Origin of the sequence: Pseudomonas agronomica, from assembly GCF_025917275.1 — a bacterium.
GTDB lineage: Bacteria > Pseudomonadota > Gammaproteobacteria > Pseudomonadales > Pseudomonadaceae > Aquipseudomonas > Aquipseudomonas agronomica.
Genome location: NZ_JAOSHO010000018.1, coordinates 1 through 15,478, shown reverse-complemented (window position 1 = coordinate 15,478; position 15,478 = coordinate 1). Strand labels below are relative to the sequence as shown.

Sequence of the window (15,478 nt, the reverse complement as noted above, 5' to 3'; positions counted from 1 at the left end):
CCGTCATCGCGAGCAAGCTCGCTCCCACAGTGGAGTTGTGTGTAGATCAAAAGATTTAGTGACCACCAGATCAGAGCGAGATTGGATGTGAGCAAGAGAGCCTATAACTTCTGTGCCGGCCCGGCGGCGCTTCCTGAAGCGGTCCTGAAGCGTGCCCAGGGTGAACTTCTCGACTGGCATGGCAAGGGCCTGTCCGTCATGGAAATGAGCCATCGCAGCGATGAGTTCGTGTCCATCGCCACCAAGGCCGAGCAGGACCTGCGTGATCTGCTGAACATCCCGTCCAACTATAAAGTGCTGTTCCTGCAGGGCGGCGCCAGCCAGCAGTTCGCCCAGATCCCGTTGAACCTGCTGCCGGAAAACGGCAAGGCCGACTACATCGACACCGGCATCTGGTCGCAGAAAGCCATCGAAGAAGCGTCGCGCTACGGTCACGTCAACGTGGCGGCCACCGCCAAGCCCTACGACTATTTCGCCATTCCCGGCCAGAACGAATGGAACCTGTCCAAGGACGCTGCCTACGTTCACTACGCGCCGAACGAAACCATCGGTGGCCTGGAATTCAACTGGATCCCGGAAACCGGTGACGTGCCGCTGGTGGCCGATATGTCCTCGGACATTCTTTCGCGCCCAGTGGACATTTCCCGTTTCGGCATGATCTACGCCGGCGCCCAGAAGAACATTGGCCCGAGCGGGATCCTGGTCGCGATCATTCGCGAAGACCTGCTCGGTCGTGCCCGTTCCCTGTGCCCGACCATGCTCAACTACAAGGTCGCGGCCGATAACGGCTCGATGTACAACACCCCGCCAACCCTGGCCTGGTACCTGTCGGGACTGGTGTTCGAGTGGCTGAAAGAGCAGGGCGGTGTCGAAGCCATCGGCAAGCTCAACGAAGTGAAGCAGCGCACGCTGTATGACTTCATCGACGCCAGCGGCCTCTACAGCAACCCGATCAACAAGTCCGACCGCTCGTGGATGAACGTCCCCTTCCGTCTGGCCGACGATCGTCTCGACAAGCCGTTCCTGGCCGGCGCCGACGAGCGCGGCCTGCTGAACCTCAAGGGCCACCGTTCGGTCGGTGGCATGCGCGCCTCCATCTACAACGCCGTGGACATCAACGCCGTCAATGCGCTGGTCGCCTACATGGCAGAGTTCGAGAAGGAACACGGCTGATGTCTGAGCAAGAACTCAAGGCGCTGCGCCTGCGCATCGATGCCCTGGACGAAAAAGTCCTGGAGCTGATCAGCGAGCGCGCGCGCTGCGCCCAGGAAGTCGCCCGGGTGAAAATGGCCTCCCTGGCCGAAGGCGAAGTCCCGGTGTTCTATCGCCCCGAGCGTGAAGCCCAGGTGCTCAAGCGTGTCATGGAACGCAACAAGGGACCGCTGGGCAACGAAGAGATGGCGCGCTTGTTCCGCGAAATCATGTCTTCTTGCCTGGCCCTCGAGCAGCCGCTGAAAGTCGCCTACCTGGGGCCGGAAGGCACCTTCACCCAGGCTGCGGCCATGAAGCACTTCGGTCACGCCGTGATCAGCAAACCGATGGCGGCCATCGACGAAGTGTTCCGTGAAGTAGCCGCCGGCGCGGTGAATTTCGGCGTGGTGCCGGTGGAAAACTCCACCGAAGGCGCGGTCAACCACACGCTGGACAGCTTCCTCGAGCACGACATGGTGATCTGCGGCGAAGTCGAGCTGCGCATCCACCACCACCTGCTGGTGGGCGAGAACACCAAGACCGACAGCATCAGCCGGATCTACTCCCACGCCCAGTCCCTGGCCCAGTGCCGCAAGTGGCTGGACGCCCATTACCCGAACGTCGAGCGCGTCGCGGTCTCGAGCAACGCCGAGGCGGCCAAGCGGGTCAAGGGTGAGTGGAACTCGGCGGCCATCGCCGGTGACATGGCGGCAGGCCTCTACGGTTTGACGCGCCTGGCCGAGAAAATCGAGGACCGTCCGGACAACTCCACGCGGTTCCTGATGATCGGCAGCCAGGAAGTACCGCCGACCGGCGACGACAAGACCTCGATCATTGTCTCCATGAGCAACAAGCCCGGCGCGCTTCATGAACTGTTGGTGCCGTTCCACGACAACGGTATCGATCTGACACGCATCGAGACCCGTCCGTCGCGCAGCGGTAAATGGACCTACGTGTTCTTTATCGATTTCGTCGGCCACCACCGCGATCCGCTGGTAAAAGGTGTGCTGGAGAAAATCAGTCAGGAAGCAGTGGCACTCAAGGTGCTGGGTTCCTACCCCAAGGCAGTTCTTTAAGGGCGGATAGCTAATGAGTGGCAACTTCCTCGCACTGGCTCAGCCAGGCGTGCAACAACTCTCGCCTTACGTTCCGGGCAAGCCTGTGGACGAATTGGCTCGTGAGCTGGACCTTGATCCGGCCAGCATCGTCAAATTGGCGAGCAACGAGAACCCGCTGGGCGCGAGCCCCAAGGCGCTCGCGGCAATCCGCGACGAGCTGGCTGAACTGACCCGTTATCCCGATGGCAACGGCTTTGCGCTGAAAAGCCTGCTGGCCGAACGTTGCGGCGTCGAGCTGAGCCAGGTCACGCTGGGTAACGGTTCCAACGACATTCTCGAGCTGGTTGCCCGTGCGTATTTGGCGCCAGGCCTCAACGCAGTGTTCAGCGAGCACGCGTTCGCGGTCTACCCGATTGCCACCCAGGCCGTCGGCGCCGATGCTCATGTGGTTCCGGCCAAGGATTGGGGGCATGACCTGCCGGCCATGTTGGCCGCCATCGACGCCAACACGCGCGTGGTCTTCATCGCTAATCCGAACAACCCGACCGGCACCTGGTTCGACGCCCAGGCCCTGGACGACTTCCTGCAGGACGTGCCCGAGCACGTGCTGGTGGTGCTGGACGAGGCCTACATCGAATACGCCGAGGGCAGCGATATGCCTGACGGCCTGGATTTCCTCGCCGCCTACCCGAACCTGCTGGTGTCGCGCACCTTCTCCAAGGCGTATGGCCTGGCGTCGCTGCGGGTCGGCTACGGCTTGTCCACCGCCGTGGTGGCCGATGTGCTGAACCGTGTGCGCCAACCGTTCAACGTCAACAGCTTCGCCCTGGCTGCCGCTTGCGCCGCGTTGCAGGATGAAGCCTACCTCGCTGAAAGCCGTCGCTTGAACGAAGCCGGCATGCAGCAGTTGGAAGCCGGCTTGCGTGAGTTGGGCCTGGGTTGGATTCCTTCCAAGGGCAATTTCATTTGTGTCGACGTAGGTCGCGTCGCGGCGCCGGTCTATCAAGGGCTGTTGCGCGAAGGCGTGATCGTCCGTCCGGTAGCGAATTACGGCATGCCCAATCACCTGCGCGTCACCGTCGGCCTGCCGGCGGAAAACAGCCGTTTCCTTGATGCGTTGAGCAAGGTCCTGGCTCGTGGTTGATGTCACCTCGCTGCAACCTGCGGCACCTATGATCGGTCGCCTGGTGGTGGTCGGCCTGGGGTTGATTGGCGGCTCGTTCGCCAAGGGCCTGCGTGAAAGCGGGTTGTGCCGTGAAGTCGTCGGTGTTGATCTCGACCCGCAATCGCGCAAGCTTGCTGTGGAGCTGGGCGTGGTCGATCGCTGTGAAGACGACTTGCTGCTCGCTTGCCAGGGGGCGGACGTTATCCAGTTGGCGGTGCCGATCCTGGCCATGGAGAAACTGCTGGCCCGATTGGCTGGCATGGACCTCGGGCAAGCGATTCTCACTGATGTCGGCAGCGCCAAGGGCAACGTGGTGCGGGCGGCGACCGAGGCGTTTGGCGGCATGCCGGCGCGTTTCGTGCCCGGGCATCCGATCGCCGGCTCCGAGCAGAGTGGGGTAGAGGCATCCAACGCCGAGCTGTTCCGTCGCCATAAAGTCATTCTGACGCCGTTGGACCAGACGGATCCGGCGGCGCTGGCGGTGGTGGACCGCCTGTGGCGCGAGCTGGGTGCCGATGTCGAGCACATGCAAGTCGAGCGACACGACGAAGTATTGGCCGCCACCAGCCATTTGCCGCACCTGCTGGCGTTCGGTCTGGTGGATTCATTGGCCAAACGCAATGAAAATCTTGAGATCTTCCGTTACGCTGCCGGCGGTTTCCGCGATTTCACGAGAATCGCGGGTAGCGACCCGGTCATGTGGCACGACATCTTCCTCGCCAACCGCGAAGCTGTCCTGCGCACACTCGATACATTTCGCAGCGATCTCGACGCCTTGCGCGACGCGGTCGATGCAGGGGACGGGCACCAATTGCTGGGCGTTTTCACGCGCGCCAGGGTGGCCCGCGAGCATTTCAGTAAAATCCTGGCCCGTCGGGCCTATGTGGACGCTATGAACTCCAACGATCTGATTTTCCTGGCACAACCTGGTGGCTCCCTCAGTGGGCGGATTCGTGTACCGGGCGATAAATCGATTTCCCACCGCTCGATCATGCTCGGCTCCCTGGCCGAAGGCGTGACCGAGGTGGAAGGTTTCCTCGAGGGCGAAGACGCCCTGGCGACGCTGCAAGCGTTCCGCGACATGGGCGTGGTCATCGAAGGCCCGCACCACGGCCGCGTGACGATTCATGGTGTCGGTCTGCACGGCCTCAAGCCTGCGCCGGGCCCGATCTACCTGGGCAACTCTGGCACGTCGATGCGCCTGCTGTCCGGCCTGTTGGCCGCACAGGACTTCGACAGCACCCTGACCGGTGATGCCTCGCTGTCCAAGCGTCCGATGAACCGTGTCGCCAACCCGTTGCGGGAAATGGGCGCGGTGATCGAGACCGCAGCCGAGGGTCGTCCACCGATGACCATTCGTGGTGGCAACAAGCTCAAGGGTCTGACCTACACCATGCCGATGGCCAGCGCCCAGGTGAAATCCTGCCTGCTGCTGGCGGGTCTCTACGCCGAAGGCAAGACCACCGTCACCGAGCCGGCCCCGACCCGCGATCACACCGAACGCATGTTGCGTGGCTTTGGCTACCCGGTCACGGTCGACGGCGCCACGGCGTCCGTTGAATCCGGCAACAAGCTCGCGGCGACCCACATCGAAGTGCCGGGCGATATCTCCTCGTCGGCGTTCTTCCTGGTGGCTGCGTCGATCGCCGAGGGTTCTGACCTGGTGCTCGAGCACGTCGGCATCAACCCGACCCGTACCGGCGTCATCGACATCCTGCGCCTGATGGGCGCCGACATCACCCTGGAAAATCAGCGTGAAGTGGGCGGCGAGCCGGTGGCAGACTTGCGCGTACGAGCGGCTAAACTCAAGGGTATCGAGATTCCGGAAGCGCTGGTTCCCCTGGCGATCGACGAATTCCCGGTGCTGTTCGTCGCGGCTGCCTGCGCAGAAGGCCGCACCGTGCTGACCGGCGCTGAAGAACTGCGGGTCAAGGAATCGGATCGCATCCAGGTGATGGCGGACGGCCTGCTGGCGCTCGGCGTCAAATGTGAACCGACGCCGGACGGCATCATCATCGACGGCGGCCAGATCGGCGGCGGCGAAGTCCATGGGCACGGCGATCACCGTATCGCCATGGCGTTCAGCGTTGCGTCCCTGCGCGCCAGCGCGCCGATCCGCATCCATGACTGCGCCAACGTCGCCACGTCGTTCCCGAACTTCCTGGCGCTGTGCGCGCAGGTCGGTATTCGAGTCGCACAAGAGGCACAGTCGTGAACATCAAGGCACCGGTCATCACCATCGATGGCCCAAGCGGATCGGGCAAGGGCACCATCGCCGGCATGCTCGCCAAGCAACTGGGCTGGAATCTGCTCGATTCCGGTGCCCTGTATCGCTTGCTGGCTTTCGCCGCGGCCAACCATGGCGTCGACCTGACCAACGAAGAACTGCTCAAGGCACTAGCCGCGCATCTGGACGTGCAGTTCATCGCCGCCACCGATGGCCAACTGCAGCGGATCATCCTGGAAGGTGACGAAGTCAGTGATGTCATTCGCACCGAAAGCGTCGGCGCCGGGGCTTCCCAGGTCGCCGCGTTGCCGGCGGTGCGCGAGGCATTGCTCCAGCGCCAACGGGCATTCCAGGAACCGCCGGGGCTGGTGGCGGATGGCCGGGACATGGGCACGGTGGTGTTCACCGATGCGCCATTGAAGATTTTCCTCACCGCCAGCGCGGAGGAGCGGGCTCGTCGCCGATATTTGCAGTTGAAGGGCAAAGGCGAGGATGTTAGTCTGTCGAGTCTGCTAGATGAGATCCGTGCACGCGACGAGCGTGATACCCAGCGCGCAGTGGCCCCGCTAAAGCCGGCGGCCGATGCGATACAGCTGGATTCCACGGAGTTGTCCATCGACCAGGTGTTGCAACGCATCATGAGCGAGATCGCGCTTCGCGATATCGCCGGGTGACCAGGAAGCTCCGCAGGGGACCAGTCATAGTCCTGCGGTGCTTCTTATATATGAAACTAACCCACATCGTCTGGGGTGTGGAGATGGGCGTTTACTTCGCCCTAATCAACAGGAATTAAAATGAGCGAAAGCTTTGCGGAACTCTTTGAAGAAAGCTTGAAAACCCTGAACCTTCAGGCAGGCTCCATCATCACCGGTGTTATCGTTGATATCGATTACCAGGCTCGCTGGGTAACCGTTCACGCTGGTCTGAAGTCTGAAGCGCTGATCCCGCTTGAGCAGTTCTACAACGACGCTGGCGAACTGAACATCAACGTTGGTGACGAAGTTCACGTAGCGTTGGATTCGGTTGAAGATGGCTTCGGTGAAACCAAGCTGTCCCGTGAAAAAGCCAAGCGCGCTGAATGCTGGATCGTTCTGGAAGCGGCCTTCGCAGCTGAGGAAGTGGTCAAGGGCGTTATCAACGGTAAGGTTAAAGGCGGCTTCACTGTCGACGTTAACGGCATCCGTGCGTTCCTGCCAGGTTCCCTGGTTGACGTCCGTCCAGTGCGCGACACCACGCACCTGGAAGGCAAAGAGCTGGAATTCAAGGTCATCAAGCTGGACCAGAAGCGCAACAACGTTGTCGTTTCCCGTCGCAGTGTCCTGGAAGCCGAGAACTCCGCCGAGCGTGAAGCTCTGCTGGAATCGCTGCAGGAAGGCCAGCAGGTCAAGGGTATCGTCAAGAACCTCACCGATTACGGCGCATTCGTCGATCTGGGTGGCGTCGATGGCCTGCTGCACATCACCGACATGGCCTGGAAGCGTATCAAGCATCCTTCGGAAATCGTCAACGTTGGCGACGAGATCGATGTCAAGGTTCTGAAGTACGATCGCGAGCGCAATCGTGTTTCCCTGGGCCTCAAGCAACTGGGTGAAGATCCATGGGTCGCTATCAAAGCCCGTTACCCAGAAGGCACTCGCGTCACCGCTCGTGTTACCAACCTCACCGACTACGGCTGCTTCGCTGAGCTGGAAGAAGGCGTTGAAGGCCTGGTACACGTTTCTGAAATGGACTGGACCAACAAGAACATCCACCCTTCGAAAGTCGTACAAGTCGGCGACGAAGTGGAAGTCATGGTCCTGGACATCGACGAAGAGCGTCGTCGTATCTCCCTCGGCATCAAGCAGTGCAAGTCCAACCCATGGGAAGACTTCTCTGGCCAGTTCAACAAGGGCGATAAAATCTCCGGCACCATCAAGTCGATCACCGATTTCGGTATCTTCATTGGTCTGGACGGCGGCATCGACGGCCTGGTTCACCTGTCCGACATCTCTTGGAACGAAGTGGGCGAAGAAGCCGTACGCCGCTTCAAGAAGGGCGACGAGCTGGACACCGTTATCCTGTCGGTTGACCCAGAGCGCGAGCGCATCTCCCTGGGTATCAAGCAACTGGAAAGCGATCCGTTCTCCGAGTACGTTCAAGAGAACGACAAAGGCGCAATCGTTAAGGGCATCGTGAAAGAAGTTGACGCCAAAGGCGCCATCATCACCCTGGCCGACGATATCGAAGCGACTCTGAAAGCCTCCGAAATCAGCCGTGACCGCGTTGAAGACGCGCGCAACGTCCTGAAAGAAGGCGAAGAAGTAGAAGCCAAGATCATCAGCGTTGACCGCAAGAGCCGCGTAATCCAGCTCTCCATCAAGTCGAAAGACGATGCTGAAGAGAAAGAAGCAATCCAGAGCCTGCGCGACAAGCCAGCTACTGACATTGCTGCTGGTCCTACCACTCTGGGCGACCTGCTGCGTGCACAGATGGAAAAGCAGAACTGAGTTCTGTCAGACCATAGAAAAAGGGCGACTTCGGTCGCCCTTTTTTGTGTCTGCGATTTCCCGGGCTTATCTCGATCGAACAAGGAGTGGTCATGATCATTCGGGGCGCGGCGAAACCAACCGCTTCATCAGGCTGTCTCTGTTATGAAACATAATCAAAAACATCCGAGGCAGGGCCTGTCTCTTATTGAAAGGATCTGAATGAACAAGCTCTTTTTGGTAGCCATTATGCTTACGTTGGCGGGGTGCGTGACGGGCGCCAAGACCCACGCGGTACGTGGTGTAAGCGGCATCGAGATTGATTGCTCAGGATTGGGCTCCGGCTGGGAGAAGTGCTACAAGCGCGCCGCCAGGGAGTGCAAGGATCAAGGCTACAAGGTAATAACCCGATCGGATGACGCCAAGGACCAGGATCAATATCCTTTCGGCTTCAATCCGGCAGGTTGCGTGACAAGAACGATGCTGGTCATGTGTCGCTAGTTGAAGGATTCTGTCCGCTCGCACCGAAAAGGGGCGACCCGCATGCGTGGCAGATATGTCAATAGTTGGGCTGTTCAAATTCCTTCGGGCATGCTAAAACCTTTGAAGCGATTTTCCTAGCTGCTTGAAAAAGAAGGGAAAAACATGACGAAGTCGGAGTTGATCGAACGGATTGTCACCCATCAAGGGCTGCTCTCGTCCAAGGATGTGGAGCTGGCCATCAAGACCATGCTCGAACAAATGTCCCAATGCCTGGCCACTGGAGATCGTATCGAAATCCGTGGGTTCGGCAGCTTTTCCCTGCATTACCGCGCCCCGCGAGTGGGTCGCAACCCGAAAACCGGCCAATCGGTCAGCCTTGATGGAAAATTTGTACCTCACTTCAAGCCGGGCAAGGAGCTGCGAGACCGGGTGAATGAGGATGAGGATGACGACGTCTGAAACAGCCCCAAAAAAAAAGAGGTCCCCATGCGGAACTTTAGGCGCCTGGCGCTTGTCGTACTTGCGGTGCTCGTGGCTTCGGCTATCGTACTGTTCGTGCTTGAAAACAATCAGCCTGTCGCATTGTTGTTCTTGGGATGGTCGGCACCGCAACTTCCTGTTTCGGTTTTTGTCTTGCTAGCGCTTCTCTGTGGAATGATGATTGGCCCCCTTTTGGCGTGGATCGCCGGGAGAGGTCGGCGGCTGAAATAATGGATATGTGAACCCTGTAGTCTCGGAAGACGGAGTAAGGATCACTGCCGCAATTTTCTGACTTTGGGTATGCTGCATTTGTTTAATTTAAATAAAAACACCGCCGTGTCCGCCGGGGACTTGCCCGTCTTACCTTTTAATGCGTCCAGTGTGTCTGCAAGCGCAAAGCTAAAAAAAGGAAGCGAGGCTATCCATGCAAGATAATCGTATTGCAGTGCGCGACGAAGATGAAATTGACCTGATCGCCCTTGCACGTGGGCTCTGGGCTCAAAAATGGCTGATCCTGGCCATTACTCTTTTGGTCACTGCTGGCGCCGCTGCTTACGCGTTTCTCAGCAAACCTGTCTATGAAGCAAAGCTTTTTATCATGCCGCCGACTCAGAATGGGATCGCTGAGTTGAACTATGGGCGTGGGAAAAGTACCGAGCTCGACACTTATTCCATCAAGCATGTTTACGATGTGTTTGCTCGTAACTTGCAAGGTGAGTCTCTTCGTCAGAACTTTTTCAATCAGGTTTATCTTCCTTCGCTGGATGAATCGCAGCGAAAGGGCGCTCTCGATCGCCTGTATGATCGGTTCGCGCGCGAGCTGGTGGTAAAGGGGCCGGGCAAGGACACGCCGGATCGTTTCTCGGTGACCGTTCAAAACGGCGATCCGGTGAAGGCGACTGAATGGGCCAAGGCCTATGTGGCGCGCGCCAGCGAGGCTGCGGAGGCGGAGTTGATCAAGAACGTGACGACTGAAGCTTCGGTGAGGGCGCGGAATCTTGAGCAGCGGATTACCAGCTTGCGGGAGACTGCGCAGCGGGTGCGTGAGGATCGGATTCAGCAGTTACGCGAAGCGCTGAAGATTGCTCAAGCGATTGGCCTGACTACGCCGACTATTAATTCGTCTGCTGCTGTGGATATTACCGTTGATACGGGTAATAAAATGGATTACCAGCGTGGTAGTAAGGCGTTGGCGGCTGAAATTCAAACGTTGGAGTCCAGGGCTTCGGATGATGCGTTTATATCTGATTTGCGGACCTTGCAAATGCGATATAACTTTTATCGTAAGTTAAATATCGATCCTGAGCTAATTTCGGTTTATCGGCAGGATGGTAGTGTTGAGGTTCCAGAGAGCCCTATCAAACCAAGGAAGGCAATGATCTTATTGGTTGGTATTATTGTCGGTGGGTTGATTGGTAGTTTCGTAGCGTTGACCCATTACAGTCTTGTGCGAAGTAGAGAGCGGCGGCCCTCAAACTAGGGTTTCGCCGGTTTCAAGATGCTTTACAGCGATCTGGTGTCCGCCTATGAGTTATTTTAGAAGCCCGTCTTTATAAGAAACATTCTTGTGAAGACGGGTTTTTCGTTGATACGCCTACCCATTTTTGTCCCAAGGGAGGCTGATGCGGTCGTGGGTGGTGGTTGGGCACTATTCTGCTGAGATGAGTAAGGGGGCTAGGAACGACCAAGGAGCTGGTTGATGGGCGCCACGAAGGCAGCGGTCGCTGAAATGATGTCGTAATGATGTCGGCAAAAAAGCGCAGCTAAAGAAGCAAGATCCCGCGAGACCTGGTTGGATTCAGCCGGCTGCAATTCATGAAAGCCATTCACGCCCATAACGGGCATAATACCCTTTTGTGACAAGCGTATTCGCTGCTCGCAAAGCCGCCTCGATGGCCTCTCATTTGGCAGTTACTGAGCGTCCCAGGCAGTGAATTGGTTGTTGGACTGGCGGTAGGCTTTGGAGCGTCGAGCCTGGCTCAGGGGCTTTGGCTTTGGCAAAAGAAGACTGAAAGAAGCGTCCGATGGTTTCTCGCGTCAGGGTGGAATGAGGTTAGGCCTGTTTGGGGCTGACTTGTGAATCTAAGTAGATTAGTGAATTAAAAAGTTGAAAGGGAGAGTTGGATGTCGAGCATAAAGCAGGCGAGCGTCGCCAAATTCAAATCAAAAGAGGCCGTCATCGGTATAGTCGGTCTTGGCTACGTCGGCCTGCCCCTGATGCTGCGCTACAATGCAATCGGGTTCAAGGTGCTTGGACTTGATATCGACAGTTCCAAAGTTGAGCTGCTAAATTCGGGGAAGAGCTATATAGAGCATATACCTGGAGAAAAGGTGGAGTCGGCTCGGCGTAATGGGTTTGAAGCGACAACTGATTTTACGCGCGTATCGGAATGCGATGCACTGATCCTCTGCGTGCCGACACCGCTAAACAAATATCGCGAGCCCGACATGAGCTTCGTGATAAATACAACTGACGCAATAAAACCATACTTGCGGGTGGGGCAGATAGTTTCTCTTGAAAGTACTACTTATCCAGGTACGACAGAAGAGGAGTTGTTGCCACGTGTGGAAGAGAAAGGTTTAGTTGTTGGTGATAATATTTTTCTTGTTTACTCTCCTGAGCGTGAAGATCCAGGAAATCCAAACTTCGAAACTCGCACTATCCCAAAAGTAATTGGTGGGCATACCCCAGCTTGTCTTGAGGTAGGTGTCGCCCTTTATGAGCACGCCATTGACCAAGTCGTGCAGGTTAGCTCTACCAAAGCTGCAGAAATGACCAAGTTGCTTGAGAATATCCACCGTGCGGTAAATATTGGCTTGGTAAACGAAATGAAAGTGGTCGCAGACCGCATGGGTATCGATATTTTTGAGGTGGTTGACGCTGCCGCAACAAAGCCCTTCGGCTTCACAGCTTATTATCCAGGTCCCGGTCTAGGTGGTCATTGCATACCAATCGACCCGTTTTACCTCACTTGGAAAGCGCGAGAATATGGACTGCATACGCGATTCATTGAACTATCGGGGGAAGTCAACCAAGCGATGCCAGAGTACGTTCTGAGCAAGTTGATGGACGGCCTGAATGACCGTGGTAAGGCTCTAAAAGGTAGCAGGGTTCTGGTGCTTGGTATCGCCTACAAGAAGAACGTAGATGACATGCGAGAGTCTCCTTCGGTGGAAATCATGGAGCTGGTCGAGGCAAAAGGTGGTGTCGTAGGTTATTCCGATCCGCACGTTTTGAAGTTCCCAAAAATGCGTGAGCATCACTTTAATTTGTCCAGTGAGCCTCTGACTGCTGATATCTTGGAAGCTTATGATGCCGTCATCCTGGCCACAGATCACGATAAATTCGATTATGAACTTATCAGTCGGCATGCACAGCTAATCATCGATAGTCGCGGTAAATACCGTGCCCCTCAATCGAATATTATCAAGGCTTGATGACAGGAGCGTTCTGGATGAAACGTTTTGCTTTAATTGGTGCTGCCGGTTATATCGCCCCTCGCCACATGCGTGCCATTAAGGATACCGGCAATACATTAGTGTCCGCTTATGATATCAATGATTCGGTAGGCATCATCGATAGCATTTCCCCGCAAAGCGAATTCTTTACCGAGTTCGAATTCTTCTTTGACCACGCCTACAGCCTCAAACGCGACCCAGCGACCGCCTTGGATTACGTGTCGATCTGCTCGCCCAACTACCTGCACCACCCGCAAATTACCGCCGGCCTACGCCTGGGTTGTGACGTGATCTGCGAGAAACCGCTGGTGCCGACCCCGCAGCAGTTGGACCAGTTGGCCCTGATCGAGCAAGAGACCGGCAAGCGGCTGTTCAACATCCTGCAGCTGCGCCATCACCAGGCAATCATTGCCTTGAAGGACAAGGTTGCTCGCGAGAACAACCCGCATAAGTACGAAGTCGACCTGACCTACATCACTTCTCGCGGCAAGTGGTACCTGCAAAGCTGGAAAGGTAACCCACGCAAGTCATTCGGCGTAGCCACAAACATTGGCGTGCACTTCTACGACATGCTGCATTTCATCTTTGGCAAGCTGCAGCGAAACGTTGTGCACTTCACTTCCGAACACAAGGCGGCCGGGTACCTGGAGTACGAGAAAGCACGCGTACGCTGGTTCCTGTCGGTCGACGCCAACGACCTGCCGGAATCGGTGAAGGGCAAGAAGCCGACTTACCGTTCGATTACCGTTAACGGTGAAGAAATGGAGTTCTCCGAAGGCTTCACTGATCTGCACACAACCAGTTACGAGGAAATCCTGGCTGGTCGTGGTTATGGCATCGAGGATGCTCGCCATTGCGTGGAGACGGTCAATACCATTCGCAGTGCGGCCATTGTCGTGGCAGCGGACAACGAAGCGCATCCGTTCGTCCAAGCCCTTTCTCGCTGATAGGCGAGACAATACGGGTGGCTTTGCGCCATCCGTTCTCAAATTTCCCCAAGCAGGATCGCGAGCCAGCGTGTCGAACAATAATTTCAACAAGCCAAAAGAAGCGGGTGCGATGCGCCACGCGCGCAATATTCGTTTCGATATTCAGGGCTTGCGTGCAATCGCCGTGCTGGCGGTCATGCTTTATCACGCCAATAATGGCTGGCTGAAAGCCGGATATGTTGGCGTCGACATCTTTTTTGTCATCTCTGGCTTCATTATAACGGCACTGTTGACCGAGCGAAGTGACAAGGTCGATCTCGTCTCATTCTATGCTAGCCGCGTCAAGCGCATTCTGCCGGCGTATTTCGTCATGCTGGTAGTGGTGTGCGCGCTGTCCGCGTTTATGTTTGTGCCTGATGACTTTGCATTTTTCCTCGACAGCCTGAAGTCGTCGGCGCTGTTTACCAGCAACCAGTACTTCTCTGGCTTCGGCAGTTATTTCGCGCCGCGGGCCGATGAGTTGCCGCTTTTGCATACCTGGTCCTTGGCCATTGAGATGCAGTTCTATCTGTTCTTTCCAGTGCTGGTCATTTTCTTGCCAAAGCAATGGCGTCTCACGGCGTTTGCCTTGCTAGCCGCCAGTCTGTTTGCCTGGAGCGGCTACCGCGGACTGGGTGAATCGCAAGATAGGATGTACTTTGCCCTGTCGGCACGGGTCCCCGAGTTCATGGTCGGTGCCATCGTTGCCTTGCTAATGCGCCAGCGCGAACTACCCATGTTACTTGCAAGCGTGTTCGGTGGCCTGGGCGCAATCCTGCTGGCTTGGGCGGTGCTGGCTATCGATAAGCAACACTTCCCAGGCTTCTGGTCCATCCTGCCTTGTGTCGCGGCAGGGCTGCTCATCGCCGCCCGGCGTGGTCCGGTCAGCGCGTTGCTTGCCACTCGGCCAATGGTCTGGATCGGCGGCATTTCCTATTCGCTGTACCTTTGGCACTGGCCGGTGCTGGCATTCATTCGCTATTACACGGGGCAGTACGAGCTGACGGCCGCATGGTTGCCAATTTTCGTGGCCAGTTCTGTTCTGCTGGGATGGCTCTCCTATCGCTTGGTCGAAACACCCGCCAGAAACGCTTCCGGCATGATGCGCCAAGTACCCAAGTGGGTTGTAGCAGGGACTGTGGTCGTGCTGGTGGCATGGGGGGGGCAACGTATCAACGCCTCGCTGGTCGCTCCTTTGCCTGTGGAGCTCACCCGTTATGCTGCTCCAGAGCTTATCTGCCATGGCACGCAAGTGGGCGCGTGCAAGCGAGGCAAGGCGGATGCCGAAGTCTCCGTCCTGGTAATTGGTGATAGCCATGCTGCTCAACTGAACTACTTCTTCGACCAGGTGGGCGAAGAGCAGGGCGTCGCTTACCGTGTGCTCACTGCCAGCAGTTGCGTGCCTATCCCTGGCTTCGACTTTGAACGCCTGCCAGCCTGGGCGCAAAAACCTTGCCGCGCGCAGATCGAGGCCGTGGCAGGTGAGTTGCCGAAGGTGGAGAGGGTGATCATCGCAGGGATGTGGCAGTACCAGATGCAGAGCCAAGCATTTGCCAAGGCGTTCGCTGAATTTCTCGTCGATACCGCAGGAGCCCATAAACATGTCGTGGTTCTTGCTCAGATACCTATGTTTGAAACAGACGTACAGCGGGTAAGGCGCTTTACCGAGATTGGCCTGCCGGCACCATTGAGGTTCAATCACGAGTGGCAGACTGCCAACCAACAAGTTCAGGCCATTGTCGACCGCACGCCCGGCGTGCGTTTCCTGGACTTTTCCAATAGCAGCTTCTTTGCCGCTGCGCCTTATCAGCAAGGCTTGCTCATCTACCGTGACAGCCACCACCTCAACGAAGTGGGTGCAAGTCGTTATGGGCACTATGCTGCCGAGCAACTGCAACGTGCTCTCGATCAACCTCAGCCCAATGTGAGCCTGAAGCCATGAACTACTATCAGCATCCAAGCGCGATCGTCGATGAGGGCGC

Annotated in this window: 13 protein-coding genes; all 13 read left to right on the top strand. The window is 57.1% G+C overall.

The window, feature by feature from the left end:
• Positions 1-87 precede the first annotated feature (87 nt).
• The 13 genes from serC (at position 88) to OC610_RS03235 (ending at position 15,438) form a co-directional block, all read left to right on the top strand.
• Positions 88-1,173, top strand: coding sequence for a 3-phosphoserine/phosphohydroxythreonine transaminase (serC, locus tag OC610_RS03295; RefSeq protein ID WP_249873841.1), 1,086 nt, complete (start codon positions 88-90; stop codon positions 1,171-1,173).
• Positions 1,173-2,267, top strand: coding sequence for a prephenate dehydratase (pheA, locus tag OC610_RS03290; protein ID WP_003199233.1), 1,095 nt, complete (start codon positions 1,173-1,175; stop codon positions 2,265-2,267). The genes serC and pheA overlap by 1 nt, the downstream gene beginning before the upstream one ends.
• 13 nt (positions 2,268-2,280) lie before the next feature.
• Positions 2,281-3,393 (top strand): histidinol-phosphate transaminase, encoded by a 1,113-nt coding sequence (gene hisC, locus OC610_RS03285; RefSeq protein ID WP_264426488.1) that lies wholly within the window; start codon positions 2,281-2,283, stop codon positions 3,391-3,393.
• 28 nt (positions 3,394-3,421) lie between these two features.
• Complete coding sequence (locus OC610_RS03280; RefSeq protein WP_264426498.1) at positions 3,422-5,629, top strand: bifunctional prephenate dehydrogenase/3-phosphoshikimate 1-carboxyvinyltransferase; 2,208 nt, start codon at positions 3,422-3,424, stop codon at positions 5,627-5,629.
• Entirely contained in the window at positions 5,626-6,315 is a 690-nt protein-coding gene (gene cmk / locus OC610_RS03275) for a (d)CMP kinase (protein WP_030141014.1), read from the top strand. The genes OC610_RS03280 and cmk overlap by 4 nt, the downstream gene beginning before the upstream one ends.
• 120 nt (positions 6,316-6,435) lie before the next feature.
• Positions 6,436-8,127: a 30S ribosomal protein S1 gene (gene rpsA / locus OC610_RS03270; RefSeq protein ID WP_030141013.1), complete on the top strand. Its 1,692-nt coding sequence runs from the start codon at positions 6,436-6,438 to the stop codon at positions 8,125-8,127.
• Positions 8,128-8,328: 201 nt separating this feature from the next.
• Positions 8,329-8,607 carry a hypothetical protein gene (locus OC610_RS03265; protein WP_264426486.1) on the top strand — a complete coding sequence of 93 codons (279 nt, stop codon included), beginning with the start codon at positions 8,329-8,331 and terminating at the stop codon, positions 8,605-8,607.
• 144 nt (positions 8,608-8,751) lie between these two features.
• A complete protein-coding gene (ihfB, locus tag OC610_RS03260; protein WP_030141011.1) occupies positions 8,752-9,048 on the top strand; it encodes an integration host factor subunit beta in 297 nt (98 codons plus the stop codon).
• Positions 9,049-9,075: 27 nt separating this feature from the next.
• Positions 9,076-9,300, top strand: a complete 225-nt coding sequence (locus OC610_RS03255) for a lipopolysaccharide assembly protein LapA domain-containing protein (RefSeq protein ID WP_030141010.1) — start codon at positions 9,076-9,078, stop codon at positions 9,298-9,300.
• A 193-nt stretch (positions 9,301-9,493) separates the two neighbouring features.
• The gene (locus tag OC610_RS03250) at positions 9,494-10,549 is read left to right on the top strand and encodes an LPS O-antigen chain length determinant protein WzzB (RefSeq protein ID WP_264426485.1); all 1,056 of its coding nucleotides are present in this window, start codon (positions 9,494-9,496) and stop codon (positions 10,547-10,549) included.
• A 644-nt stretch (positions 10,550-11,193) separates the two neighbouring features.
• Positions 11,194-12,507 carry a UDP-N-acetyl-D-glucosamine 6-dehydrogenase gene (wbpA, locus tag OC610_RS03245; RefSeq protein WP_264426484.1) on the top strand — a complete coding sequence of 438 codons (1,314 nt, stop codon included), beginning with the start codon at positions 11,194-11,196 and terminating at the stop codon, positions 12,505-12,507.
• Between the two features lie 17 nt (positions 12,508-12,524).
• Positions 12,525-13,475: a UDP-N-acetyl-2-amino-2-deoxy-D-glucuronate oxidase gene (gene wbpB, locus OC610_RS03240; RefSeq protein WP_264426483.1), complete on the top strand. Its 951-nt coding sequence runs from the start codon at positions 12,525-12,527 to the stop codon at positions 13,473-13,475.
• Positions 13,476-13,587: 112 nt separating this feature from the next.
• Positions 13,588-15,438 (top strand): acyltransferase family protein, encoded by a 1,851-nt coding sequence (locus OC610_RS03235; RefSeq protein WP_264426497.1) that lies wholly within the window; start codon positions 13,588-13,590, stop codon positions 15,436-15,438.
• The last annotated feature ends 40 nt before the right edge of the window (positions 15,439-15,478 follow it).